General features: G+C 69.9%; 20 protein-coding genes. 10 read left to right on the top strand and 10 right to left on the bottom strand.

What is annotated here, in order from left to right:
- Position 1 precedes the first annotated feature (1 nt).
- From EHF44_RS11645 to EHF44_RS11630, 4 genes are all read left to right on the top strand, one after another.
- The gene (locus EHF44_RS11645; RefSeq protein ID WP_124683884.1) at positions 2-1,030 is read left to right on the top strand and encodes an ABC transporter permease; all 1,029 of its coding nucleotides are present in this window, start codon (positions 2-4) and stop codon (positions 1,028-1,030) included.
- Entirely contained in the window at positions 1,024-1,821 is a 798-nt protein-coding gene (locus EHF44_RS11640; protein ID WP_124683883.1) for an ABC transporter ATP-binding protein, read from the top strand. Before EHF44_RS11645 ends, EHF44_RS11640 begins: the two co-directional genes overlap by 7 nt.
- A 3-nt stretch (positions 1,822-1,824) precedes the next feature.
- Entirely contained in the window at positions 1,825-3,021 is a 1,197-nt protein-coding gene (locus EHF44_RS11635) for a c-type cytochrome (protein ID WP_124683882.1), read from the top strand.
- A gap of 152 nt (positions 3,022-3,173) precedes the next feature.
- Positions 3,174-3,851, top strand: coding sequence for a hypothetical protein (locus tag EHF44_RS11630; protein ID WP_124683881.1), 678 nt, complete (start codon positions 3,174-3,176; stop codon positions 3,849-3,851).
- Here the strand turns inward: EHF44_RS11630 and waaC are convergent.
- Both waaC and EHF44_RS11620 read right to left on the bottom strand, forming a co-directional pair.
- Positions 3,824-4,840 (bottom strand): lipopolysaccharide heptosyltransferase I, encoded by a 1,017-nt coding sequence (gene waaC, locus EHF44_RS11625; RefSeq protein WP_124683880.1) that lies wholly within the window; start codon positions 4,838-4,840, stop codon positions 3,824-3,826. The two genes, EHF44_RS11630 and waaC, sit on opposite strands and share 28 nt — an antisense overlap.
- Before the next feature lie 148 nt (positions 4,841-4,988).
- A complete protein-coding gene (locus EHF44_RS11620) occupies positions 4,989-5,600 on the bottom strand; it encodes a cysteine hydrolase family protein (protein WP_124683879.1) in 612 nt (203 codons plus the stop codon).
- 104 nt (positions 5,601-5,704) lie between these two features.
- On the opposite strand from EHF44_RS11620, the gene EHF44_RS11615 reads away from it, so the two are divergent.
- Positions 5,705-6,565, top strand: a complete 861-nt coding sequence (locus tag EHF44_RS11615) for a LysR family transcriptional regulator (protein WP_124683878.1) — start codon at positions 5,705-5,707, stop codon at positions 6,563-6,565.
- A gap of 237 nt (positions 6,566-6,802) precedes the next feature.
- Positions 6,803-8,791, top strand: coding sequence for a diguanylate cyclase domain-containing protein (locus tag EHF44_RS11610; protein WP_253699812.1), 1,989 nt, complete (start codon positions 6,803-6,805; stop codon positions 8,789-8,791).
- Positions 8,792-8,893: 102 nt separating this feature from the next.
- Here the strand turns inward: EHF44_RS11610 and EHF44_RS11605 are convergent, their stop codons facing one another.
- The 6 genes from EHF44_RS11605 to EHF44_RS11580 form a co-directional block, all read right to left on the bottom strand.
- Positions 8,894-10,624, bottom strand: a complete 1,731-nt coding sequence (locus tag EHF44_RS11605; protein ID WP_124685084.1) for an ABC transporter substrate-binding protein — start codon at positions 10,622-10,624, stop codon at positions 8,894-8,896.
- A gap of 122 nt (positions 10,625-10,746) precedes the next feature.
- The gene (locus EHF44_RS11600; protein WP_124683877.1) at positions 10,747-11,055 is read right to left on the bottom strand and encodes a DUF2160 domain-containing protein; all 309 of its coding nucleotides are present in this window, start codon (positions 11,053-11,055) and stop codon (positions 10,747-10,749) included.
- 10 nt (positions 11,056-11,065) lie between these two features.
- Positions 11,066-11,896 (bottom strand): carbohydrate ABC transporter permease, encoded by an 831-nt coding sequence (locus EHF44_RS11595; RefSeq protein ID WP_124683876.1) that lies wholly within the window; start codon positions 11,894-11,896, stop codon positions 11,066-11,068.
- Positions 11,889-12,773, bottom strand: coding sequence for a carbohydrate ABC transporter permease (locus EHF44_RS11590; RefSeq protein WP_124683875.1), 885 nt, complete (start codon positions 12,771-12,773; stop codon positions 11,889-11,891). Before EHF44_RS11590 ends, EHF44_RS11595 begins: the two co-directional genes overlap by 8 nt.
- On the bottom strand, positions 12,770-13,870 hold the full coding sequence (locus EHF44_RS11585; RefSeq protein WP_124683874.1) for an ABC transporter ATP-binding protein: 1,101 nt from the start codon (positions 13,868-13,870) through the stop codon (positions 12,770-12,772). The genes EHF44_RS11590 and EHF44_RS11585 overlap by 4 nt, the downstream gene beginning before the upstream one ends.
- A 1-nt stretch (position 13,871) precedes the next feature.
- Positions 13,872-14,990 carry an ABC transporter ATP-binding protein gene (locus tag EHF44_RS11580; protein ID WP_124683873.1) on the bottom strand — a complete coding sequence of 373 codons (1,119 nt, stop codon included), beginning with the start codon at positions 14,988-14,990 and terminating at the stop codon, positions 13,872-13,874.
- Positions 14,991-15,148: 158 nt separating this feature from the next.
- Here EHF44_RS11580 and EHF44_RS11575 point away from each other — a divergent pair, with 158 nt between their 5' ends.
- The gene (locus EHF44_RS11575; RefSeq protein WP_172966046.1) at positions 15,149-15,919 is read left to right on the top strand and encodes a DeoR/GlpR family DNA-binding transcription regulator; all 771 of its coding nucleotides are present in this window, start codon (positions 15,149-15,151) and stop codon (positions 15,917-15,919) included.
- 58 nt (positions 15,920-15,977) lie between these two features.
- Here EHF44_RS11575 and purU read toward each other — a convergent pair whose 3' ends face one another.
- Complete coding sequence (purU, locus tag EHF44_RS11570; RefSeq protein ID WP_124683871.1) at positions 15,978-16,844, bottom strand: formyltetrahydrofolate deformylase; 867 nt, start codon at positions 16,842-16,844, stop codon at positions 15,978-15,980.
- 47 nt (positions 16,845-16,891) lie between these two features.
- Positions 16,892-17,710 (bottom strand): NUDIX hydrolase, encoded by an 819-nt coding sequence (locus tag EHF44_RS11565; protein ID WP_124683870.1) that lies wholly within the window; start codon positions 17,708-17,710, stop codon positions 16,892-16,894.
- Between the two features lie 33 nt (positions 17,711-17,743).
- Here EHF44_RS11565 and glpK point away from each other — a divergent pair, with 33 nt between their 5' ends.
- From glpK to EHF44_RS11550, 3 genes are all read left to right on the top strand, one after another.
- Entirely contained in the window at positions 17,744-19,279 is a 1,536-nt protein-coding gene (gene glpK / locus EHF44_RS11560; RefSeq protein WP_253699810.1) for a glycerol kinase GlpK, read from the top strand.
- A gap of 21 nt (positions 19,280-19,300) precedes the next feature.
- On the top strand, positions 19,301-20,905 hold the full coding sequence (locus EHF44_RS11555; RefSeq protein ID WP_124683868.1) for a glycerol-3-phosphate dehydrogenase/oxidase: 1,605 nt from the start codon (positions 19,301-19,303) through the stop codon (positions 20,903-20,905).
- A gap of 73 nt (positions 20,906-20,978) precedes the next feature.
- Positions 20,979-21,362, top strand: a complete 384-nt coding sequence (locus tag EHF44_RS11550; protein WP_124683867.1) for a hypothetical protein — start codon at positions 20,979-20,981, stop codon at positions 21,360-21,362.
- Positions 21,363-21,437 lie beyond the last annotated feature (75 nt).

The raw sequence follows: 21,437 nt of genomic DNA, 5'->3' as shown, positions 1-21,437 counted from the left end.
CATGGCAACGTCGTCGCAAACGCTCGACGCCCCGCTGCTGCACGGCGGGGCCACGCGCCCGGCCGCCAGGGTCTGGCCGGCCGGCATCGTCGCCGCGCTGGCCTGGGGCGCCTTTGGCCTGGTCACGCTGCGCTGGCCCAACAAGGTGGCCGGCTTCAGCGACTGGGCCTATACCGAGGAACTGGGCATCGCGGTGCTGGTGGCCGCCGCCGGGCTGCTGGCCGTGGCGCTGGCCGGCGGCTACCTGCGCCCGCTGCGGCGCGCAGACCCGGCGCTGCGCCAGGCCGGCCCGTGGCTGGTGGCGCTGCCGCTGGGGCTGGCCGCCTGGGAAATCCTGACCGCCAAGACCGCAACGCTGCCCACCCCGTTCTTTGCGCCGCCGCAGGCGCTGATCGAGGTCTACGTCGACGACTGGCGGCGGCTGGGCGACAGCGTGCTGAACACGGTGAAGCTGCTGGGCTTTGGCGTGGCCTACGGCGGCGTGGCCGGCTTTCTGATCGGGGTGTCGATCGGCTGGTCGCGGCGCATCGGCTACTGGGTGCATCCGGTGCTGCGGGTGCTGGGGCCGCTGCCGTCGACGGCGCTGCTGCCGCTGACGTTCTACTTCTTCCCGTCCAGCTACGCGGCGGCGGTGTTCCTGATCGCGCTGGCCACGGCCTTTCCGGTGGCCGTGCTGACGTGGTCCGGCGTGGCCGGCGTCAATAAGAGCTACTACGACGTGGCGCGCACGATGGGCGCCTCCGAATGGTTCCTGGTGCTGCGCGTGGCCATTCCGGCCGCGCTGCCGCAGGTGTTCGTCGGCCTGTTCATGGGGCTGGGCGCATCGTTCTCGGTGCTGGTCACGGCCGAGATGATGGGCGTGAAATCCGGGCTCGGCTGGTACCTGACCTGGGCCCAGGGCTGGGCGTCGTACGTCAACATGTATGCGGCGCTGATCGTGATGGCGCTGCTGTTCTCGGGCGTCATCACGCTGCTGTTCGCGGTGCGCGACCGCGCGCTGTCCTGGCAGAAAGGAACCGTCAAATGGTAGCCGGCACTGTGCAACCCACCGCCGACCGCGCCGCGCGCGGCGCCCGCATCGACATCCGCGCCGTCAGCCACGCGTTTGGCGACGGCGACCAGGCGCTGCCCGTGCTCGACGGCGTGAACCTGGCCGTGGCGCCGGGCGAATTCGTCGCGCTGCTGGGGCCCAGCGGCTGCGGCAAGTCCACGCTGCTGCGGCTGGTGGCCGGGCTCGATCAGCCGTCGCAGGGCCAGATCCTGCAGGACGACGCGCCGATCGACCGGCCCGACCCGTCGCGCATCGTCGTGTTCCAGGACCCGACGCTGTACCCGTGGCGCCGCGTGCGCGACAACGTGGCGCTGGGCCTGCAGGCGCGCGGCCTGCTGCGCCGCGAGGGCCATCGCGTGGATGCGGCGTTGAAGCGCGTGGGGCTGGAGGCGTTTGCGCGGGCGTTTCCGCACCAGTTGTCGGGCGGCATGGCCCAGCGCGTGGCCCTGGCGCGCGCGCTGGTCAACGATCCGCGCCTGCTGGTGCTGGACGAACCGCTGGGCAAGCTCGATTCGCTGACCCGGCTGGCGATGCAGGGCGACCTCGTGGAACTCTGGCAGCGCGCCGGCTTCTCGGCGCTGCTGGTCACGCACGATGTGGAGGAGGCGCTGTTCCTGGCCCAGCGCGTGATCGTCTTCAGCCAGCGGCCCGCGCGCATCACCGCCGAGATCCGCGTCGACCTGCCCTACCCGCGCCATCGCGGCGACACGCGGCTGGCCGAACTGCGCCACGAGGCGCTGCGCCACCTGGGTCTCGATGCAAGCTGGTAAGCCATGACCGCCCCGCCCCCGCAGGCGTGGCTCAACGCGCTGCTGGAGGCGGTGCAGGCGGCCCAGCTTGGCCTGCTGCGCCTGTGGCACGCGCTGGGCTGGACCGGCGACCGGCACGGCCAGCCCGCGTGGCCGTGGACGCACCGCATCGCCGGCGAGACGCTGCTGATCGACCTGGGCCTGGCGCGGCAACTGGCGCTGACGCTGGTGGCCGTGGCCGTGGCGCTGGCCTGCCTGGCCGTGGCGCTGGGCTGGCGGCGGCGCCGCGCCGTCTGGCTTGGGCTGGGCGCGCTGGCGCTGGTGGCCGCGCCCTGGCCATCGCCGGCGCTGCTGCTCACGCCGGCCGCGCCGACGAGCTTCCATCGCCATCCCGCACCGTTCACCGTCGACGCCATCGCCGAGGGCGGGCGCGTCTACGCCCGCCACTGCGCGGCCTGCCACGGCGCCGATGGCCGGGGCGAAGGTCCGCTGGCCGCCACGCTGACGCGCTGGCCGCCCACGTTCGCCAGCCCGCTGCTGGGCCGGCGCGCCGAGGGCGAACTGTTCTGGCATATCGCCGCAGGGATGCGCGACGGCGCCGGGCGCGCGACGATGCCCGGGTTCGGGCGGCAAATCGACGACGCGCAGACCTGGGCCGTGATCGACTACATGAAGGCGCTGGCCGCCGGCACCGGTGCCGCCGCGCAGGGTAGCTGGCCGATCCCGCTGCGGCTGCCCGAGGTGGCGGTGCGGTGTCCGCAGGCGCCCGTGCGGACGCTGGCCGACTGGCGCGGCCGCCAGCGCGTGCGCGTGGTGGCATTCGACGGCCAGCCGGGCGCCTGGCCGGTCGACGATCCGCGCTTCCTGACGCTGCTGGTCACGCGCGACGGCCAGCCGCTGCCGAACCCGCCGGCGTTCCGCGCCGGTTGCGTGGCGGCCTCGGCCGATGCGTGGCCCGTGTTCGCGCGGCTGGCCGGCATCGATCCGGCACGGCTGGCGGGCACGGTCTGGCTGGCCGACCGCGATGGCTGGCTGCGCGCGCAGGCCGGGCCGGGCGGCAATGGCTGGAGCGAGGCAAGCCTGCTCTGCACGTCGGGGCAGGCGGCACGGGCGACACAGGTGGCAAGGACGGGCGCCGCGCCGGCCGACGGGCTGACCGCGCTGCTGCTGCGGATGGACGCGGAACCGGTGCGCTTTGTGCAGGGCGGTTTTGTCCACTGATTCCCGCCCCCGGCGGCCGCGTCTCGTTTGTCCGGCATCAAACCGGCCGCCAGAAGAGAAATTTCAGCACCGATTTGCAGAATCGTCCTAACGACGTGGGCCGGTGCGGCGCGTAGCGTGTGTGGGTTGCCCACTGCCACGCACCCGCACCGATGTCGCTGGAACTGTCTACCACCCGCCCGACCACCGGAAATCCGTCCGACGCCAGCAGCCTGCGGACCTGGACCGGCCGCTACGCCGCCTCGCCGGGCCTGTTCGAGATCCGGCCCCGCTATCTGCCGCGCGACGCGCGCCCGGTGTTCGACGAGGACATGGACTGCATCATCGGCTACGCGCGCCGCTTCGGGCTGCGCAGCCACCTGTACGACCTCAATGGCGAGATGTTCTACGTCCGGGAGGACCTGTCGCCGCTGCCGCCGCCGCAGAAGCGCGACCCGCTGGTGGTGGTGGGCGGCCTGTGGAGCGACAACGTGCGCGGCGTCACGCCGCTGGGGCTGACCGGCACCGGCGCCACGCTGCCGCCGCCGGTGCTGGCGCAGCTCCGCAACCGCTTTGCGGGGCTGGCCCAGTCGTCACTGCTGTATGCGGAAGCGGCGCTGGCGCGCATGAACGCGCCGCAGCTGTTCGTGCCGGTGCACATCCTGCGGCTGGCGATGCGCCATGGCGAACCGACCGGCGCGCCGCCGGGCGTGCGGCGCGGGGCGCGCTACCTGGCGCGCATGCTGATCCGGCGCCAGGCGTTCATGCTCGACCTCGTCACCGCCAACGGCAATTCGACGGTGGTCGACTTCGAGTACTGGCGTTACGCCGACGGGGTGCCGGCCGCCTGAAGCGGCTGGGTCTCGGGAACGGCAAACCGGTGCGTGACATGATCGATCGCCTGCAGCACCTCGGCCACGGTCGGCTGCACGCCGTCGTCGCCGACCGACACCGACTGGCCGGGCTTGTCCACGCCAAAGTGATGGCGGCGCGTGGCCGTGAACAGCATGACGGTGGGCTTGCCGAGCGCGTCGGCCAGATGGACGAAGCCGGTATCCATGCCGACGACCAGCGACGCGGCGTCCACGCGCTGCGCGACCTCGGTGATCGACATGCGCGGCAGCACTTCCGCGTTGGGCATGGCCGCGGCCAGCGCCTGGGCCTCGTCGTGTTCCTTCTGCGAGCCCCACGGCAGTTGCACACGATAGCCCTGCCGCGCGAGCTGGTGCCCGACCTCGATCCAGTTGGCCTGCGGCCATTTCTTGATATCGAGCGAGGTGGCGTGGAACAGCAGCGCACGCGGCACGCCGTCGGCGTTCAGCGGCGTGGCCGGGGGCGGCACGCGCAGTTCGGCCGATTCATGGGGTTCGATCTCGTAGCCAAGCGCATTGGCCACGACCAGCCGCATCTTCTGGCGGCAGTTGGCGTCGCCATGGGGGCCAAAGATCTCGGTGTAGGCAAAGACCGCCTTTTCCTCGCCCAGGAACTCGGCGGCATAGCCGAGCCGGCGGTTCGTGCGCGCCAGCCGGGCCGCGATGGCGCTCTTGAACACACCGTGGACGTCGATGGCCACGTCGTAGCGCTCGCGCCGCAGGTCGCGCAGCGCGCCGAGGATGCCGCGCAGGTCGCGCCACTTGCGGCCGTTCTTCTTGAACTGACGCAGCGGCGGCGCGATGACGCGGTCGACGCCGACGGCCCAGCGCGGGATGTCGGCGCAGGAGGCGTCCGCGATCCAGTCAATCCTGGCACCGGGATAGGCGCGACGCAGGTCGTACAGCAGGGGCAGCGTGTGGACCATGTCGCCCAGCGACGTGATCTTGATAAGGAGGATGCGCTTCATGCGGGGGCGGCGAGAAAACGGGCGCGCGGCCGGGAACGGCGGCGCAGCGAAGGCGCTAGTATGCCCTAGCCCGGCCGGCGGTCTGGCGGCTTTTATGTAAGGGAGTCCACTGCCGCGCCGCCCGGCGGTGGCTCAGCGGCTTAGCGGATCACGCCGCCCATGCCGACGTGTCGGCCACCACGGTGGCAAAGCGGTCGTTCAGCGCCGCCAGCGTCACGCGGTGCAGTTCGGCGGCGGGCAGCGGCTGGCCGCCCAGCGGGTCCGGCAGGTCGCGCGTGGCGCAGGCGGCGGCCACCAGCGTGACGCGGTAGCCGTGGTCCAATGCCGAGCGCACGGTGGCGCTGATGCACATATGGGTCTGGAAGCCGGCCACGATCAGCTCCTTGCGGCCGGTGGCGGCCAGCCGGGCCGCGAGATCGGTGCCGGCGAAGCTGTTCGGCAGGTGCTTGGCCACCGTCTGCTCGCCGGCGGCCGGCGTCAGGCCCTCGATGATCGCGGCATGGGGGCTGGCGGGGTCGAACGCGCCACCGGCCTTGCCTTCGTGGATCACGTGGATGACCGGCGTGCCGTGGCGGCGCGCCTGGGCCAGCAGCGCCGCGCACTCGGCCACGGCGGCCGGCATGCCGGTCAGCGGCAGCTTGCCGTCGATGTATTCGCGCTGATGGTCCACCAGCACGAGCACGGCGTCGGTCCACGCGGAAGGCAGGCGGCTGGCGCCGGCGGCGTCGAGCAGGGTGAAGGGCTTGGCAGGGGCGGTCATGGCGTCTCCCGGGGGCGGCGGGGGTGTCTGGGTTGGCGTGTGGTGTGCACGCATCGTAGAGCGCGGTAAGCTGTACGCCAATTCGCCACCAAATCACACAAGCTGTGCAAAAAAGCACAATCGCCTGGGATGACCTGCTCACGCTGTCCACGCTGATGCGCGCGGGCAGCTATTCGGCCTGCGCGCGCGAGCTCGATATCACGCACGCCACGGCCATCCGCCGCATTCGCCGGCTCGAAGCCGCGCTGGGCAAGCCGGTTGCCACGCGCACGGATGGCAGCTTCGTGCTGACGGCGGCCGGCCGCAACGCGCTGACCGCCGCCCGCCAGATGGAACAGTCGGCAGACCGGCTGCTGCGCGAGATCGAGGGGGCCGGCACCGGCGTCTCGGGCGTGGTGCGCGTGGCGGCCACGGCGTCGCTGGGCAGCCATTTCCTGACGCCCCGGCTGCCGGCGTTCTACGCGCGCCATCCCGACGTCGAACTGCGGCTGGAGGTGGACAACCGCGTCACCAGCCTGGCGCGGCGCCGCGCCCATATCGCGGTGCGGCTGGCGCGTCCGCAGGAGGATTCGCTGGTCGCGCAGCGCGTGGGCACGATCCATTTCGGGCTCTACGCGCCGGCCGCGATGTCGGCCGCCGAGGCCAACGCGCGCGAGACGCCGCTGTGCGGGCTGCTGGACGAAGGCTTCACGCTGCCCGAGGTGCAATGGCCGCAGGCGCAGGCGCGGCATTTCTCGTTCCAGTCCAACAGCTTCCTGGCCGTGCGCGAAGGCGTGCGCGCCGTGCTGGGCGTGGCGCTGCTGCCGCACTACCTGGGTGCCGGCGAGGCCGGGCTGGCGCTGGTGCGCAACGTGCCCGAGGTGGTGCGCGAGGTCTGGCTGGCCTATCCGGCCGAATTCCGCGGCGCGTCGCGCTTCCGGCCGGTGATCGACTGGCTGGCCGCCACGCTGGCCGACTGCCCCTGACCGGGCGGCGACCGCGTCATGTCGCGCCGCCGCCACGGCGCGTGCGCCAGCGGCCCGCCATGTGGGCTGTCACACGTGCCGGCCGGCCCCCGGCGCCGAAAATCAATGGCGTTTCTGCTACGCTTTGAACCGTCTGCCGAGGAGGCATCGCAGCGGTGCATCCCGAAGATGGGCAGGGTCGTGGCGGTCAAGCCCAGGCAGGCGGAACGGGTCAGCATAAAAAACAAGAAGAGATTCATGCGGCACTCACTGAAGTACCGGATGGCCATCGCGGCGGCGACGGTTGTCACGCTGGTGTTCGCGGTGCGGGTCGGGTTTTCCCAGCTCTACGCGTACACGCGCCTGCAGCAAGTCATCCAGGCCCAGCAGGACACCCTGGTCAAGCTGGTGGCGGACCAGTTGGACGACAAGCTCGAATCGCGCGCGGTGGTGCTGCGCCGCCTGGCGCGCACGCTGGCGCCCGTGCTGGATCGCCCCAGCGCGCAACTGCGCCAGCTGGCCACCGACACGGTGGACATGCCCGAGCACTTCAACGCCACGTTCCTGGCCTGGCCCGATGGCACCCTCGCCTTCAGCACCGCCGTGCCCGACGGGGTCAAGATGACCGTCGGCGATCGCGAATACTTCAAATCCATCGTCAACGGGGCCGACTTTGCCGTCTCCGACCTGCTGCAGGGCAAGCACAGCAGCGCACCCGGCGTGATCCTGGCCGTGCCGCTGCGCGATGCGCAGGGGCGGCTGCGTGGCGTGGTCGGCGGCGTGCTGAACCTGTCGGCCGACAACTTCCTGCGCGAACTGGCGCACCACCGCGTGGGCGTGACCGGCTACTACTGCCTGGTGTCGGCCGGGCCGAATCCGCGCTACGCGATGCACCCCGACGCCAGCAGGGTGCTGGCGGCGGCGCGGCCCGTGGGCGAGGCGTGCGGCGCCGAGGTGCCGGCATCGCGCTGGGAGGCGCTGGCGCCGGAGCAGCCGGTGGTGGCCCGCCACCTGCTGGAATCGAATGGCTGGGAGGTGGTCTCCGTGCTGCCCGCCGCCGAGGCGTACGCGCCGCTGGTGGAGGTGCGCCACCGGGCCATCGTGCTGGGCCTGCTGACGCTGCTGGCCGCGGCCGGGCTGATGTGGATGGCCATCCGCCACCTGCTGGCGCCGCTGGAACACCTGCACCGCTCGGTGCGCAAGCTCTGCGAGCAGCCCAACGCCGTGGCCGAGCTGCCGGTGCGCCGCGACGACGAGATCGGCGAGCTGGCCGGCGCGTTTGCCGACGTGATGACCCAGCTTACCGAGCGCGAGGCGGCACTCAAGGCCGCCACGGACAGCGCCGCCGCCAGCGAGAAGCGGCTGGCGGCCATCGCCAACCACGTGCCGGACCTGGTGGCCTTTGTCGATGCCGACGAGCGCTTTGTCTTCGTCAACCGCGCCTATGCGCGCCATTTCGGGCTGCCGACGGCGCAGATCGCCGGGCTGACGCTGCGCGAGCTGTGGGGCACGCCCGACTACATGGCCAACAAGCCGTACCTGGAACGGGCCTGGCTGGGCGAATCGGTGACCTGCACGCGCGAGACGGCCGAGGGCGTGGCCTGGGAGATGACGTTCCAGCCCGCGTGGAACGACGCGATGGACGCGCTGACGGGCCTGCACATGTTCGCGCGCGACATCACCGGCGAGCGCCAGAAGCTGCGCAGCCTGGAGGCGCAGACGCTGTCCGACCACCTGACCGGCCTGCTCAACCGCAAGGGCTTCGACCGCCGGCTGCAGGAAACCATTGCCCGCGCCGACGCCGACGGCCATCGCACCGCGCTGCTGCTGGTGGACCTGGACGATTTCAAGGCCGTGAACGACACCCACGGCCACCCGGTGGGCGACCAGTTGCTGGTCGCGTTTGCCGAACGGCTGCGCGGCTGCGTGCGCGGCGGCGACGCCGTGGCGCGGATTGGCGGCGACGAGTTCGCCATCGTGCTGGAGGACGTGGGCAACCCCAACACGGTCGAGCGCATCGCCCACACAGTGGTCCACGCGGCCATGCGGCCGTTCGAGATCGACGGGCACCGGCTGGTGGCCACCGCCAGCGTGGGCAGCGCGCTGCACCGGCCCGACCAGGGCACGTCGGTCAGCGAGCTGTTCATGCGCGCCGACATGGCGCTCTACGACGCCAAGCGGCACGGCAAGGCGTGCCATGCGTCGACGCCGGCCACCCGCCCGCTCGACAGCCCGGCCCGGGCCTGAACCCCGCGCGCCGGCGCCAGACGTAAAAAAAGCGGCGGCGCATGACGCGCCACCGCTTCCCACTGCAGGCCGAACACCCCGTCCGGCGAAGGACTGGCGGGGTCAGCGCACCCGCCCTTCCTTCCACGCCTGCAGCAGTTTGTCGTAGGCGATGGTCTCGCCCTTCGGCTTCTCGTTGTCGAGCTTCTTCCACGGCGCATGGTCCGCCGACAGCCACTTCGACGGGTCGCTCTTCGGGTTGAGCTTCGGCGCGCACTGCGCCATGCCGGCGCGCTGCAGGCGGGCCATGACCTGGTCCATTTCCTCGGCCAGGTTGTCCATGGCGGCCTGCGGCGTCTTCTCGCCGGTCACGGCCGTGGCCACGTTCTTCCACCAGAGCTGGGCCAGCTTGGGGTAGTCGGGCACGTTGTTGCCGGTGGGCGTCCAGGCCACGCGGGCCGGGCTGCGGTAGAACTCCACCAGCCCGCCGTACTTGGCCGCGTTCTTGGTCAGGTAGTCGTGGTTGATGTCGCTGTCGCGGATGAACGTCAGGCCGGTCAGCGACTTCTTCAGCGACACCGTCTTGGACGTGACGAACTGCGCGTACAGCCAGGCGCCGGCCAGGCGGTTCGGGTCGGTGTTCTTGAAGAACGTCCACGAGCCCACGTCCTGGTAGCCGTTCTGCATGCCCTGCTTCCAGTACGGGCCGTACGGCGACGGGGCCATGCGCCACTTGGGCGAGCCGTCGGCGTTGACCACCGGCAGGCCCTTCTTGGTCATGTCGGCCGTGAATGCCGTGTACCAGAAGATCTGCTGCGCCACCTGGCCCTGCGCAGGCACCGGGCCGGCTTCGGAGAACGTCATGCCCATGGCCTGCGGCGGGGCGTACTTCTTCATCCAGTCGATGTACTTGGTCAGCGCATAGACGGCCGCCGGGCTGTTGGTGGCGCCGCCGCGCGACACCGACGCGCCCACCGGCGTGCACTTGTCGTCGGCCACGCGGATGCCCCACTCGTCCACCGGCATGCCGTTGGGCAGGCCCTTGTCGGCCGATCCGGCCATCGACAGCCAGGCGTCGGTGAAGCGCCAGCCCAGCGACGGGTCCTTCTTGCCGTAGTCCATGTGGCCGTAGACCTTCTTGCCGTCCAGTTCCTTCACGTCGTTGGTGAAGAAGTTGGCGATGTCCTCGTAGGCCGACCAGTTGGTCGGCACGCCCAGGTCATAGCCGTACTTGGCCTTGAACTTGTCCTGCAGGTCCTTGCGCGCGAACCAGTCGGCGCGGAACCAGTACAGGTTGGCGAACTGCTGGTCGGGCAACTGGTACAGCTTGCCGTCCGGCGCGGTCGTGAACTTGGTGCCGATGAAGTCCTTGACGTCGATGCCGGGGTTGGTGAATTCCTTGCCGGCGCCGTTCATGTAGTCGGTCAGCGGCAGGATGGCGCCGTAGCGGTAGTGCGTGCCGATCAGGTCCGAGTCCGAGATCCAGCCGTCGTAGATCGACTTGCCCGACTGCATCGACGTCTGGAGTTTTTCCACGACGTCGCCTTCCTGGATCAGGTCGTGGTTGACCTTGATGCCGGTGATTTCCTCGAACGCCTTGGCCAGCGTCTTGGATTCGTACTCGTGCGTGGTAATCGTCTCCGACACCACGTTGATCTGCGTCACGCCCTTGGCCTTGAGCTTGGCGGCGGCGTCGATGAACCACTTCAGCTCGGCCTGCTGCTTGTCCTTGGACAACGACGACGGCTGGAATTCGTTGTCGATCCACTTCTTCGCCGCGGCCTCGTCGGCCCACGCGGCATGCCCGCATGTCAGCGCGGCCGCAAAGGCCAGGGCCGACATCCCCAACTTCACGTGCTCTTTCATTCGTGTCTCCTCAGCTACCCTTCCCCGGCTCTGTACCTGGGTTGCGGCCCCGGGGAAGGGACAAAGATCTCGCAGCCCATGAACGCCAAACCCCAAAGACGCGCCCCGGCTCAGCCGTGGCGCATGATCACCAGCAGCACCACGGCGGACACCGCCGCGCTGATCCACACCGACGGCTCGGCCTGCAACTGGAACCAACCCTGCATCTTCTCGCCCAGGCCCACCCAGGCCAGGTTGATCCAGGCCGCGCACATCAGGCCGATAAACAGGCGGTCGCCGCGCGTGGTGGCGATCGGCAGGAAGCCCTTGCGCTCCACCGTGGGCGCGCGTACCTCCCAGATCGTCATGCCCACCAGCATCAGCACCACCAGCGAGAAGAAGACGGCCACCGGGGTGGTCCATACCATCCAGCTCAGCATCGTAGTTTCCTTAAACGCGGCCCATCGCAAAGCCCTTCGCGATGTAGTGCCGCACGAACCAGATCACGATGGCGCCCGGCACGATGGTCAGCACGCCGGCCGCGGCCAGCACGCCCCAGTCCATGCCCGAGGCCGACACGGTGCGCGTCATCGTCGCCACGATCGGCTTGGCGTTGACCGATGTCAGCGTGCGCGCCAGCAGCAGTTCCACCCAACTGAACATGAAGCAGAAGAACGCCGCCACGCCCACGCCGGCCTTGATCAGCGGCAGGAAGATCGTCAGGAAGAAGCGCGGGAACGAGTAGCCGTCCACATAGGCGGTCTCGTCGATCTCGCGCGGCACGCCGGACATGAAACCTTCCAGGATCCAGACCGCCAGCGGCACGTTGAACACCAGGTGCGCCAGCGCCACGCCGAGGTGGGTGTCCATGAGCCCCATCGTCGTATAAAGCTGAAAAAACGGCAGCAGGAACACGGCCGGCGGCGTCATCCGGTTGGTCAGCAGCCAGAAGAACACGTGCTTGTCGCCAATGAACTGGTAGCGCGAGAACGCGTAGGCGGCCGGCAGCGCCACCCCGATCGAGATGACCGTGTTCAGCAGCACGTAGATCAGCGAGTTGATGTAGCCCGCGTACCACGACGCATCGGTGAAGATCGTCACGTAGTGCTCCAGCGTGAACGACGCCGGCCAGAGCGACAGCGACGAGACGATCTCCTCGTTGGTCTTGAACGACATGTTCACCATCCAGTAGATCGGCACGATGGCGAACAGCAGGTACAGGGTCAGGAACACCGGCCGCCACCAGCCGGGGCGCTGGCCGGGAAGGGTGCGCTCAGCCATGGGGCATCTCCTCGGTGCCGGACGTGCCGGCGCGCTGCATCCAGTTATAGAGCACGAAGCAGGTCAGCAGGATGATCAGGAAGTACACGATCGAGAACGAGGCGGCCGGCCCCAGGTCGAACTGGCCCACTGCCTTCTGCGTCAGATACTGCGACAGGAACGTGGTGGCGTTGCCCGGCCCGCCGCCGGTCAGCACGAATGGCTCGGTGTAGATCATGAAGCTGTCCATGAAGCGCAGCAGCACGGCAATCATCAGCACGCCGCGCAGCTTGGGGAGCTGGATGAAGCGGAACACGGCGAAGCGCGACGCCCCGTCGATCTGGGCGGCCTGGTAGTAGGCGTCCGGAATCGCGCGCAGCCCGGCGTAGCAGAGCAGCGCCACCAGCGGCGTCCAGTGCCAGACGTCCATCACCAGCACCGTGACCCAGGCATCCACCGCGCTGCCGGTGTAGTTGTAGTCGAAGCCCATGCCGTCCAGCGCGGCGCCCAGCAGGCCGATGTCGGTGCGGCCGAAGATCTGCCAGATCGTGCCCACCACGTTCCACGGAATCAGCAGCGACAGCGCGATGATGACCAGCGCGGCCGACGCCTGCCAGCCCCGCGCCGGCATGGCCAGCGCCAGCAGGATGCCCAGCGGTATCTCCACGCACAGCACCGCCAGCGAGAAGCCGAGCTGGCGCAGCAGCGCGTCGTGCAGCTCGCCGTCGCGCAGCACCGTGGCAAACCACTCGGTGCCCACGAAGACGCGGCGTTCCGGCGAGATGATGTCCTGCACCGAATAGTTGACGATCGTCATCAGCGGCAGGATCGCCGAAAACGCCACGCAGATCACCACCGGCAGGACCAGCAGCCAGGCTTTCTGGTTGACGGGCTTCATGAGACCAGTTCCTCGTTGATATAGAAGCAGGTGTGGCGGTTGAACACGGTCAGCCACGCGGTATCGCCGGGCCGCAGCGCGGCGGCCTCGGTACCCAGCCGGGCGCGCAGCGTGGCGTCCTGGCCATGGTCCACCGTTGCGGTCATCAGCCAGTACGTGCCGATGTCCTGCGCGCGGGCCACGCGCACCGGCATGGCCTGCGGGTCGTCGGCCGGGGCCAGTTGCAGGTATTCGGGCCGCACGCCGATGCGGAAGCTGCCGGCCGCCTGCAGCGCGGCCTGCGTGGCGGGCGGCAGGTCTGGCATGTAGCGCCGCCCCGCCACCTCGATGGCGCCGTCGCGCCACTGGCCGGGCAGGAAGTTCATGCCCGGCGACCCGATGAAATGGCCGACGAACGTGTGCGCCGGCCGCTCGAACAGCGCATCGGCGGCGCCCACCTGCACGGCCTTGCCGCGCGACATCACCACCACCTGGTCGGCAAACGTCAGCGCCTCGGTCTGGTCGTGCGTCACGTAGATCAGCGTGAGCCGGAATTCGTGGTGGATTTCCTTGAGCTTGCGCCGCAACTGCCATTTCAGGTGCGGATCGATCACGGTCAGCGGCTCGTCGAACAGGATGGCCGACACGTCCTGGCGCACCAGCCCCCGCCCCAGCGAGATCTTCTGCTTGGCGTCGGCAGCCAGCCCGCTGGCGCGGCGGTCCAGCCAGCCCGACAGGTCGAGCATCTCGGCCACCCGGCCTACCCGCTCCCTGACCTGCGCGGCTGGCACGCCCCGGTTGCGCAGCGGGAACGCCAGGTTCTCGCCAACGGTCATCGTGTCGTAGATCACCGGAAACTGGAACACCTGGGCGATGTTGCGCGCCTGCGGCGAGGCGTCGGTGACGTCCTGCCCGTCGAAGCGGATGGTGCCCTGCGACGGCCGCAGCAGCCCCGAGATGCAGTTCAGCAGTGTGGTCTTGCCGCAGCCGGACGGCCCCAGCAGGGCATAGGCGCCGCCGTCCTCGAACGTGAAGTTCAGCGGCAGCAGCGCGTAGTCGTCGTCCTTCTGGGGATGGGGCACGTAGGAATGGGCGAGATCGAGGTCGATGCGTGCCATGTCAGGCTCCCGTCTCGTTGAGCGGCGTGCTGGCCGCGTCGGCCAGGGCGCCGGGCCGGCGCGGCGCGTGGATGCGCTGGCCGGCGGCGTCGAACAGGTAGATCTGGCCCGGCTCCACGTGGATGGCCAGCGGCGCGCCGAGCCGCAGGTCGAGCACCCCGGCAAACTGGGCCACGAGGTTGCCGGCGGCCGTGTCGATATGGACGAACGTGTCGGAGCCGGACAGCTCGGCCAGCGCCACCTTGCCCGGCACGGCCACGGCGCCCGGCACCGGCTGCAGCCGCAGCGCCCCGGCGCGGATACCCACCGTGACCGGCCCGCCGGGCGCGGCCACGTCGGGCATCGGGATGCGGATCTGCCCCGGCAGCGTCACGTGGCCGCCATCGAGCACCCCTTCCACCAGGTTCATCGGCGGATCGCTGAACGCGCGCGCCACGCGCAGCGAGGCGGGATAGTGGAAGACTTCGGGTGTCGGGCCGTATTGCAGCAGTTCGCCGGCGTCGAGCACGGCGGTGTGGCCGCCCAGCAGCAGCGCCTCGGCCGGCTCGGTGGTCGCGTAGACCACCGTGGCATCGCCCTGCGCGAACAGGTGGGTCAGTTCCTCGCGCAATTCCTCGCGCAGCTTGTAGTCCAGATTGACCAGCGGCTCGTCCAGCAGCATCAGCGGCGCGTTCTTGGCCAGCGCCCGGGCCAGCGCCACGCGCTGCTGCTGGCCGCCGGACAGCTCGGCCGGGTAGCGCGCCAGCAGGTGCTCGATATGCAGGCGCCCGGCCAGGCTGCGCACGCGCGCGGCAATGTCGTCGCGGCTGTCGCGCCGCAGCCGCAGCGGCGAGGCGATGTTGTCGAAGACGGTCAGCGACGGGTAGTTAATGAACTGCTGGTACACCATCGACACGTTGCGCTCGCGCACCGGCACGCCGGTCACGTCCACGCCATCCACCCGCACACGGCCGGCGGTGGGCTTGTCGAGCCCGGCCATCACGCGCATCAGCGACGTCTTGCCGGCCTGGGTGGCCCCCAGCAGGATGGTGACGGCGCCCGGCACCGGGGCCAGCGACATCGGGTAAAGATAGGCTTGCGATCCCACTTGCTGCGCAATGCCTTCCAGGCTGAGCTGCATCCAGTCTCCAATGTTCCTGTGCTTGCTCAGCCACTTCGAAAACCGCGGCCGAGGCGCACTTTTCCAGTCGTCGGGTGCGTTTTAGCGCAAAAACGAACATAAAACAATACTGCGGCGCGTCATTTGTTTTCGTTTCTGTTTGATCTAGAATGCCCGGCATGACGCTTAATCCCCGCCAGACCGCCCTGCTAGAGGAAGTGCGCACCCAGGGCTTCGCCTCGATCGACGAACTCGCGCGCAAGTTCGGCGTGACGCTGCAGACCGTGCGGCGCGACGTGAACCTGCTGGCCGAGAACGGCATGCTGGCCCGGTTTCATGGCGGGGTGCGGATGGAGGGATCGACCACCGAGAACATTGCCTACCGGCAGCGGCAGGTGCTCAACGCCGAAGGCAAGCAGCGCATTGCGCGCGCGGTGGCGGCGGCGGTGCCCGAGGGCTGTTCGCTGATCCTGAACATCGGCACCACGGTGGAAGAGGTGGCGCGCGCGCTGGTGCATCACCGGGGGCTGCGGGTCATCACCAACAACCTGCATGTGGCCAATATCCTCGCTGACAACCCGGACTGCGAGGTGATCGTGGCGGGCGGCGTGCTGCGCTCGCGCGACCGGGGCATCATTGGCGAGGCCACGGTGGAGTTCATCCGCCAGTTCAAGGTCGACATCGGGCTCATCGGCATCTCGGGCATCGAGACCGACGGCACGCTGCGCGACTACGACTTCCGGGAGGTCAAGGTGGCCCGCACGATCATGGAACACTCGCGCGAGATCTGGCTGGCGGCCGACGCCAGCAAGTTCAACCGCCGCGCCATGGTGGAACTGGCGCCCCTGTCGAGCATCGACAGGCTGTTCACGGACGAGCCGCTGCACGCGCCCTATGACGCGATGCTGGCCGACAGCGGAGTGAAATGTGTGGTGGCGGATGCGGCATGACTGCCGCCCATCGCCGGGGGGACACCCCTCTCCGCTGGCGGGAGAGGGGCTGCGGCCTTTACTTGAAGACCACGGTCTTGTGACCGTTCAGCAGGATGCGGTGCTCGGCGTGCCACTTGACCGCACGGGCCAGCGCCACGCATTCCACGTCGCGGCCCACGGCGGTCAGCTGCTCGGGGTCCATGCTGTGGTCCACGCGCTCGATCTCCTGCTCGATGATCGGGCCCTCGTCCAGGTCGGCCGTCACGTAGTGGGCCGTGGCGCCAATCAGCTTCACGCCGCGGTCGTGGGCCTGGTAGTACGGCTTGGCGCCCTTGAAGCTGGGCAGGAACGAGTGGTGGATGTTGATGGCCCGGCCTTCGAGCTTGCGGCACAGGTCGTCGGACAGCACCTGCATGTAGCGGGCCAGCACCACGAGGTCGATGTTCTGGTCGCGCACCACCTCGAACACGCGGGCTTCCTGCGCGGCCTTCTGCTCGGCCGACGCGTTCATCAGCGGCAGGTGGAAGAACGGCACGTCGTACGACGCGGCGAGCTGGTAGAAATCACGATGGTTCGAGACGATCGCGGCAATCTCCACCGGCAGCCCGCCCACCTTGGCGCGGAACAGCAGGTCGTTCAGGCAGTGGCCGATCTTGGACACCATGATCATCACGCGCGGCTTGACCGTCGCGTCGAACACGTTCCACTGCATGCCGAACTGGTCGCCCACGGGCGCGAACGCCTGGCGCAACTCGGCCAGGCCGGGGCCGCCCGGCGCGGCGCTGAAATGCACGCGCATGAAGAAGCGGCCGGTAAAGGCGTCGCCGTACTGGTCAGAATCTACGATGTTGCAGCCATGCTGGAACAGCAGGCCGGACACGGCGTGCACGATGCCCGGCTGGTCCGGGCAGGAAAGCGTCAGGATAAAACCAGTGGTGCTCATTTGGGGCAAATCGGGGTTGGGCAAGGCCGGGCCGCGATGCGGGACATTCAGGGCTGGACGGACGCCCAGCCGCGCCTGCGGAGGGCATCCAGCGTCACCAGCGTGGCATCGACGGTCATGGCGCGGCCCGCCATGATAGCAAGCAATGCCTCCGGGTCGATATGCCGATGCTCGGCCACCTCGCCGTCGCGGTTGTGCGGCACGAAGTCCGGCGGCAGCAGCAGGTCATATATATACACGCGCTCCCACTGCACGCCTTCGGGGATTTCGCGCAGCACGTCCAGCGCGCCGTGGGCCTGGGCCTGCCCGGCCAGCGCCGGCGGGATGCCCGATTCCTCGTCGCATTCGCGCACCAGCGTCTCCAGCGGATCGCTGCCGGCCGGCACGCCGCCGGCCACGAGGTTGTCCCACATGCCCGGGTCCACCGCCTTGGACGGGCTGCGCCGCGAGATCCAGAACGCCCGCTGGCCGGCCACGATGCCGTTCATGTGGGACGCAAACGTCAGCAGCCCCAGGAACCGCGCCGCCGCCCGCTCGATGACCGCGAACGGCACCGCGTCCGGCGCCGGCGTCACCGCGAACAGTTCGTTGCGCCAGCCGCGCACGTGGCCCGCGTCGGCCAGGTCACGCGCCAGCGCGGCCAGCGCCGTGTCGCGCCCGGCCCGGTCATCGCGGCCGGGCAGCAGCGCCACCGCCCCGCCCTGCTCCGGCCCCAGCGTGCCGGACCAGGCGCGCAGCACGTCGGCATGGGTGCGCGGCAGCCAGCCCACGTGCCGGCCGTCGGCCAGCAGCCGCAGGTGGGCGGACGGATCAAAGGGGCTGCGCGCGGCCACGCCGGCAGCCACCACGCTGACAATATCGGACATAGAAAAGCCATTTCACCGTTACGGATGGACCGCATGACATCCACGCCTTCCACGCAATCGCCGCAGTACGTGCTGGCCCTGGACCAGGGCACCAGCAGCTCGCGCGCCATCCTGTTCGACCACGCCGGCAATGTGGTACGGATCGCCCAGCGCGAATTCCGGCAATATTATCCGCACCCCGGCCACGTCGAGCACGACCCGTACGAAATCTGGCAGTCGCAGCTTGCCGTGGCCCACGAGGTGCTGGGCGACGCCAACGTCAGCGGCTCGCAGCTTCGCGCCATCGGCATCACCAACCAGCGCGAGACCACGGTGCTGTGGGACCGCAAGACCGGCGAGCCGGTGGGCCGCGCGCTGGTCTGGCAGGACCGCCGCACCGCGCCGATGTGCGAGGACCTGCAGGCCGCCGGCCACGGCGACACGTTCCAGCGCAAGACCGGGCTGATCATCGACGCCTACTTCTCGGGCACCAAGCTGCGCTGGATGCTGGACCACTACGACGGCGCCCGGGCGCGGGCCGAGCGCGGCGAGCTGGCCTTCGGCACCGTCGACAGCTGGCTGATCTGGCAGCTCACCGACGGCGCGCGCCACGTGACCGACGTCTCCAACGCCTCGCGCACGCTGCTGTTCAACATCCACGACTTCCGCTGGGACGACGAGCTGCTTGGCATCCTGGACATCCCGCGCAGCCTGCTGCCCGAGGTGGTGCCGTCCAGCGGCCACGTGGCGCGCACGTCGGCGCGGCTGTTCGGCGTGGAGGTGCCCATCGCCGGCATCGCCGGAGACCAGCAGGCCGCCACGTTCGGCCAGGCGTGCCTGAAGCCGGGCATGGCCAAGAACACCTACGGCACCGGCTGCTTCATCCTGATGAACACGGGCAACCAGCCGGTGACATCGCGCAACCGGCTGATCACGACGATTGGCTGGCAGATCGGCCAGGACACCCAGTACTGCCTGGAAGGCGGCGTGTTCATGGGCGGCGCCACGATCCAGTGGCTGCGCGACGGCCTGAAGCTGATCCACAGCGCGCCCGAGGTAGACCCGCTGGCGCGCCAGTGCGACGACACCGGCGGCGTGGTGCTGGTACCCGCCTTTGCCGGGCTGGGCGCGCCGCACTGGGACCCGTTCGCGCGCGGCACGCTGGTCGGCATCACGCGCGGCACCGGCGGGCCCCATATCGCCCGGGCCGCGCTGGAATCGATCGCGCTGCAGAGCGTGGACGTGCTGGACGCGATGCAGAAGGACGCCGGCATCTCGCTGGCCGAGCTGCGCGTGGACGGCGGCGCGTCGCGCAGCGACCTGCTGATGCAGATGCAGGCCGACCTGCTGGGCACGCCCGTGGTGCGGCCGCGCGTGACCGAGACCACGGCGCTGGGCGCGGCCTACCTGGCCGGCCTGGCCACCGGCTACTGGACCGACCCCGGCGAGATCGCGCGCCAGTGGCAGGTGGAGCAGCGGTTCGAGCCGAAGCTGTCGGCCGACGCCCGCGCGCACCGCATCGCCCGCTGGCACCGCGCCGTCGACCGCGCCCGCGACTGGGCCCGGGACGGCAACGACAGCGCAACCTGAACATCGAACGCCCGAACCACCATGTCTACCTACGTACCTCCGGTCCAGCCTCCCTCGCGGGCCCAGTTGCTCGATACGCTGGCGCGCACGCCGCGCTGGGACGTGATCGTCATCGGCGGCGGCGCCACCGGCCTGGGCACGGCGCTCGACGCCGCGGCGCGCGGCTATCGCACCCTGCTGCTCGAAGCGGCCGACTTTGCCAAGGGCACGTCCAGCAAGGCCACCAAGCTCGTGCACGGCGGCGTGCGCTACCTGGCCCAGGGCAACATCAGCCTCGTGCGCGAGGCGCTGCACGAACGCGGCCTGCTGGCCCGCAACGCGCCGCACGTGGTGTGGCCGCTGGGCTTCGTGGTGCCGGCCTACCAGATGTTCGACCAGCCGTTCTACGGCATCGGGCTCAAGGTCTACGACATGCTGGCCGGCGGGCAGAACCTGTCCGGCAGCCGCTGGCTCAACCACCGCGAGACGCTGGAAGCGGTGCCCACGCTGGCCGAGCACGTCGGCGGCCGGCCGCTGCGCGGCGGCAACCTCTATTTCGACGGCCAGTTCGACGACGCGCGGCTGGCCATGGCGCTGATGCGCACGCTGTTCGACGTGGGCGGCACGGCCGTCAACTACCTGCGCGTGACCGGCCTGGCCCAGCGCAACGGCGTGGTCACCGGCGTCACGGCCCAGGACGCGCTGGGCGATGCCACGTTCGAACTGCGCGCCGACTGCGTGATCAACGCCACCGGCGTGTGGGTCGACGCGGTGCGGCAGATGGAGGACGGCCAGGCGCGCACGATGGTGGCGCCCAGCCAGGGCGTGCACCTGACCATCCCGCGCAGCTTCCTGCCCGGCGACCGCGCGATCCTGATCCCGAAGACCGACGACGGCCGCGTGCTGTTCCTGGTGCCCTGGAACGGCCACGTCATCGTCGGCACCACCGATACGCCGCGCAAGGACCTGCCGCTGGAGCCGCGCGCCACGGGCGACGACATCGACTTCATCCTGGAAACGGCCGCGCGGTACCTGGCGCGCGACCCGTCCCGCGCCGACGTGACCAGTGTCTGGGCCGGGCTGCGGCCGCTGGTCAAGGCCACGGGCGAGTCGTCCACCGCGTCGCTGTCGCGCGAGCACACGATCCTCGTGTCGCGCGCGGGCCTGATCACCGTCACCGGCGGCAAGTGGACCACCTATCGCAAGATGGCCGAGGACGTGATCGAGACCGCGATCCAGCGCCAGATGCTGCCCGCCGCGCCGTGCCGCACGGCCAGCCTGCCGCTGCACGGCGCCACCGGCATGCCCGACGACCTGCCGCCGGCCAACTCGGGCTCGCCCGACCGCTACTACGGCGCCGACCTGCCGCTGGTGCGCGCGCTGCCCGGCACCGACGCGACGATCGTGCCGGCCTCCGGCCTGACCGAGGCCCACGTCCGCTTTGCGGCCCGCCACGAACTGGCGCGCCGGGTGGAGGACGTGCTCGGCCGGCGCAACCGCGCGCTGTTTTTGGACGCCCGGGCCGCGCTGGCCGGCGCGCCGCGCGTGGCGGAGATCCTGGCCGAGGAACTGGGCCACGACGCCGCCTGGCAGGCGCGCGAGCTGGAGGACTTTGGCGCGCTGGCGCGCGGCTACCTGCTGGAATGACGCGGCGCGGCGGGTGCTGCCCGTGGCGCGGGACTTCGGCGATAATGCCGGCTGACGCATCAGGGAGAACACCATGGACGAGATTGACGATCTGTCCGATCTGCCGATGCCCCGGTTCATCTGGGGCTTCGCCATCACCGCCGGGAAGGGCGGCGAGGTCACGCACGACGAGTTCGAGTACCTCACCCACACGCGCAGCCCGCGCTTCACGTGCCGCGTGGTGGAACTGGAAGACATGCCCGCCGACAGCGAGGAAGCAGGCATCGACGGCCGCATCGTCCACTACGACGAGCCCGAACGCCTGTTCTACATCACCGACGCCGGCATGGCGCTGGTCAACTTCCAGATGTTCGACAAGCTGCCCGACAAGGGCAAGCTCAAGAAGGTCTGCGACGAAGCCATCGCCAACTGGATGCTCCGGCGCGAATTCCTCGACGACGAGGAAGACGAAGGCTGAGCCCCAACGAAAAACGCACCCTCGGGTGCGTTTTTTGATGCCTGGGACCGGCCACGTCACGGCTGTCACGGCCAT

The sequence above is a fragment of the Cupriavidus pauculus genome (genome assembly GCF_003854935.1).
Lineage (GTDB): Bacteria > Pseudomonadota > Gammaproteobacteria > Burkholderiales > Burkholderiaceae > Cupriavidus > Cupriavidus pauculus_C.
Note: the sequence above shows the minus strand (reverse complement) of the source record. Positions and strands in the feature narration are given on the sequence as shown.

What these genes read in the sequence shown, in the direction of transcription:
- EHF44_RS11645 (WP_124683884.1), top strand. Translation starts at nt 2, where the DNA reads ATGGCAACGTCGTCGCAAACGCTCGACGCCCCGCTGCTGCACGGCGGG.
- EHF44_RS11640 (WP_124683883.1), top strand. Translation starts at nt 1,024, where the DNA reads ATGGTAGCCGGCACTGTGCAACCCACCGCCGACCGCGCCGCGCGCGGC.
- EHF44_RS11635 (WP_124683882.1), top strand. Translation starts at nt 1,825, where the DNA reads ATGACCGCCCCGCCCCCGCAGGCGTGGCTCAACGCGCTGCTGGAGGCG.
- EHF44_RS11630 (WP_124683881.1), top strand. Translation starts at nt 3,174, where the DNA reads ATGTCGCTGGAACTGTCTACCACCCGCCCGACCACCGGAAATCCGTCC.
- waaC (WP_124683880.1), bottom strand. Translation starts at nt 4,840, where the DNA reads ATGAAGCGCATCCTCCTTATCAAGATCACGTCGCTGGGCGACATGGTC.
- EHF44_RS11620 (WP_124683879.1), bottom strand. Translation starts at nt 5,600, where the DNA reads ATGACCGCCCCTGCCAAGCCCTTCACCCTGCTCGACGCCGCCGGCGCC.
- EHF44_RS11610 (WP_253699812.1), top strand. Translation starts at nt 6,803, where the DNA reads ATGCGGCACTCACTGAAGTACCGGATGGCCATCGCGGCGGCGACGGTT.
- EHF44_RS11600 (WP_124683877.1), bottom strand. Translation starts at nt 11,055, where the DNA reads ATGCTGAGCTGGATGGTATGGACCACCCCGGTGGCCGTCTTCTTCTCG.
- EHF44_RS11595 (WP_124683876.1), bottom strand. Translation starts at nt 11,896, where the DNA reads ATGGCTGAGCGCACCCTTCCCGGCCAGCGCCCCGGCTGGTGGCGGCCG.
- EHF44_RS11590 (WP_124683875.1), bottom strand. Translation starts at nt 12,773, where the DNA reads ATGAAGCCCGTCAACCAGAAAGCCTGGCTGCTGGTCCTGCCGGTGGTG.
- EHF44_RS11585 (WP_124683874.1), bottom strand. Translation starts at nt 13,870, where the DNA reads ATGGCACGCATCGACCTCGATCTCGCCCATTCCTACGTGCCCCATCCC.
- EHF44_RS11580 (WP_124683873.1), bottom strand. Translation starts at nt 14,990, where the DNA reads ATGCAGCTCAGCCTGGAAGGCATTGCGCAGCAAGTGGGATCGCAAGCC.
- EHF44_RS11575 (WP_172966046.1), top strand. Translation starts at nt 15,149, where the DNA reads ATGACGCTTAATCCCCGCCAGACCGCCCTGCTAGAGGAAGTGCGCACC.
- purU (WP_124683871.1), bottom strand. Translation starts at nt 16,844, where the DNA reads ATGAGCACCACTGGTTTTATCCTGACGCTTTCCTGCCCGGACCAGCCG.
- EHF44_RS11565 (WP_124683870.1), bottom strand. Translation starts at nt 17,710, where the DNA reads ATGTCCGATATTGTCAGCGTGGTGGCTGCCGGCGTGGCCGCGCGCAGC.
- glpK (WP_253699810.1), top strand. Translation starts at nt 17,744, where the DNA reads ATGACATCCACGCCTTCCACGCAATCGCCGCAGTACGTGCTGGCCCTG.
- EHF44_RS11555 (WP_124683868.1), top strand. Translation starts at nt 19,301, where the DNA reads ATGTCTACCTACGTACCTCCGGTCCAGCCTCCCTCGCGGGCCCAGTTG.
- EHF44_RS11550 (WP_124683867.1), top strand. Translation starts at nt 20,979, where the DNA reads ATGGACGAGATTGACGATCTGTCCGATCTGCCGATGCCCCGGTTCATC.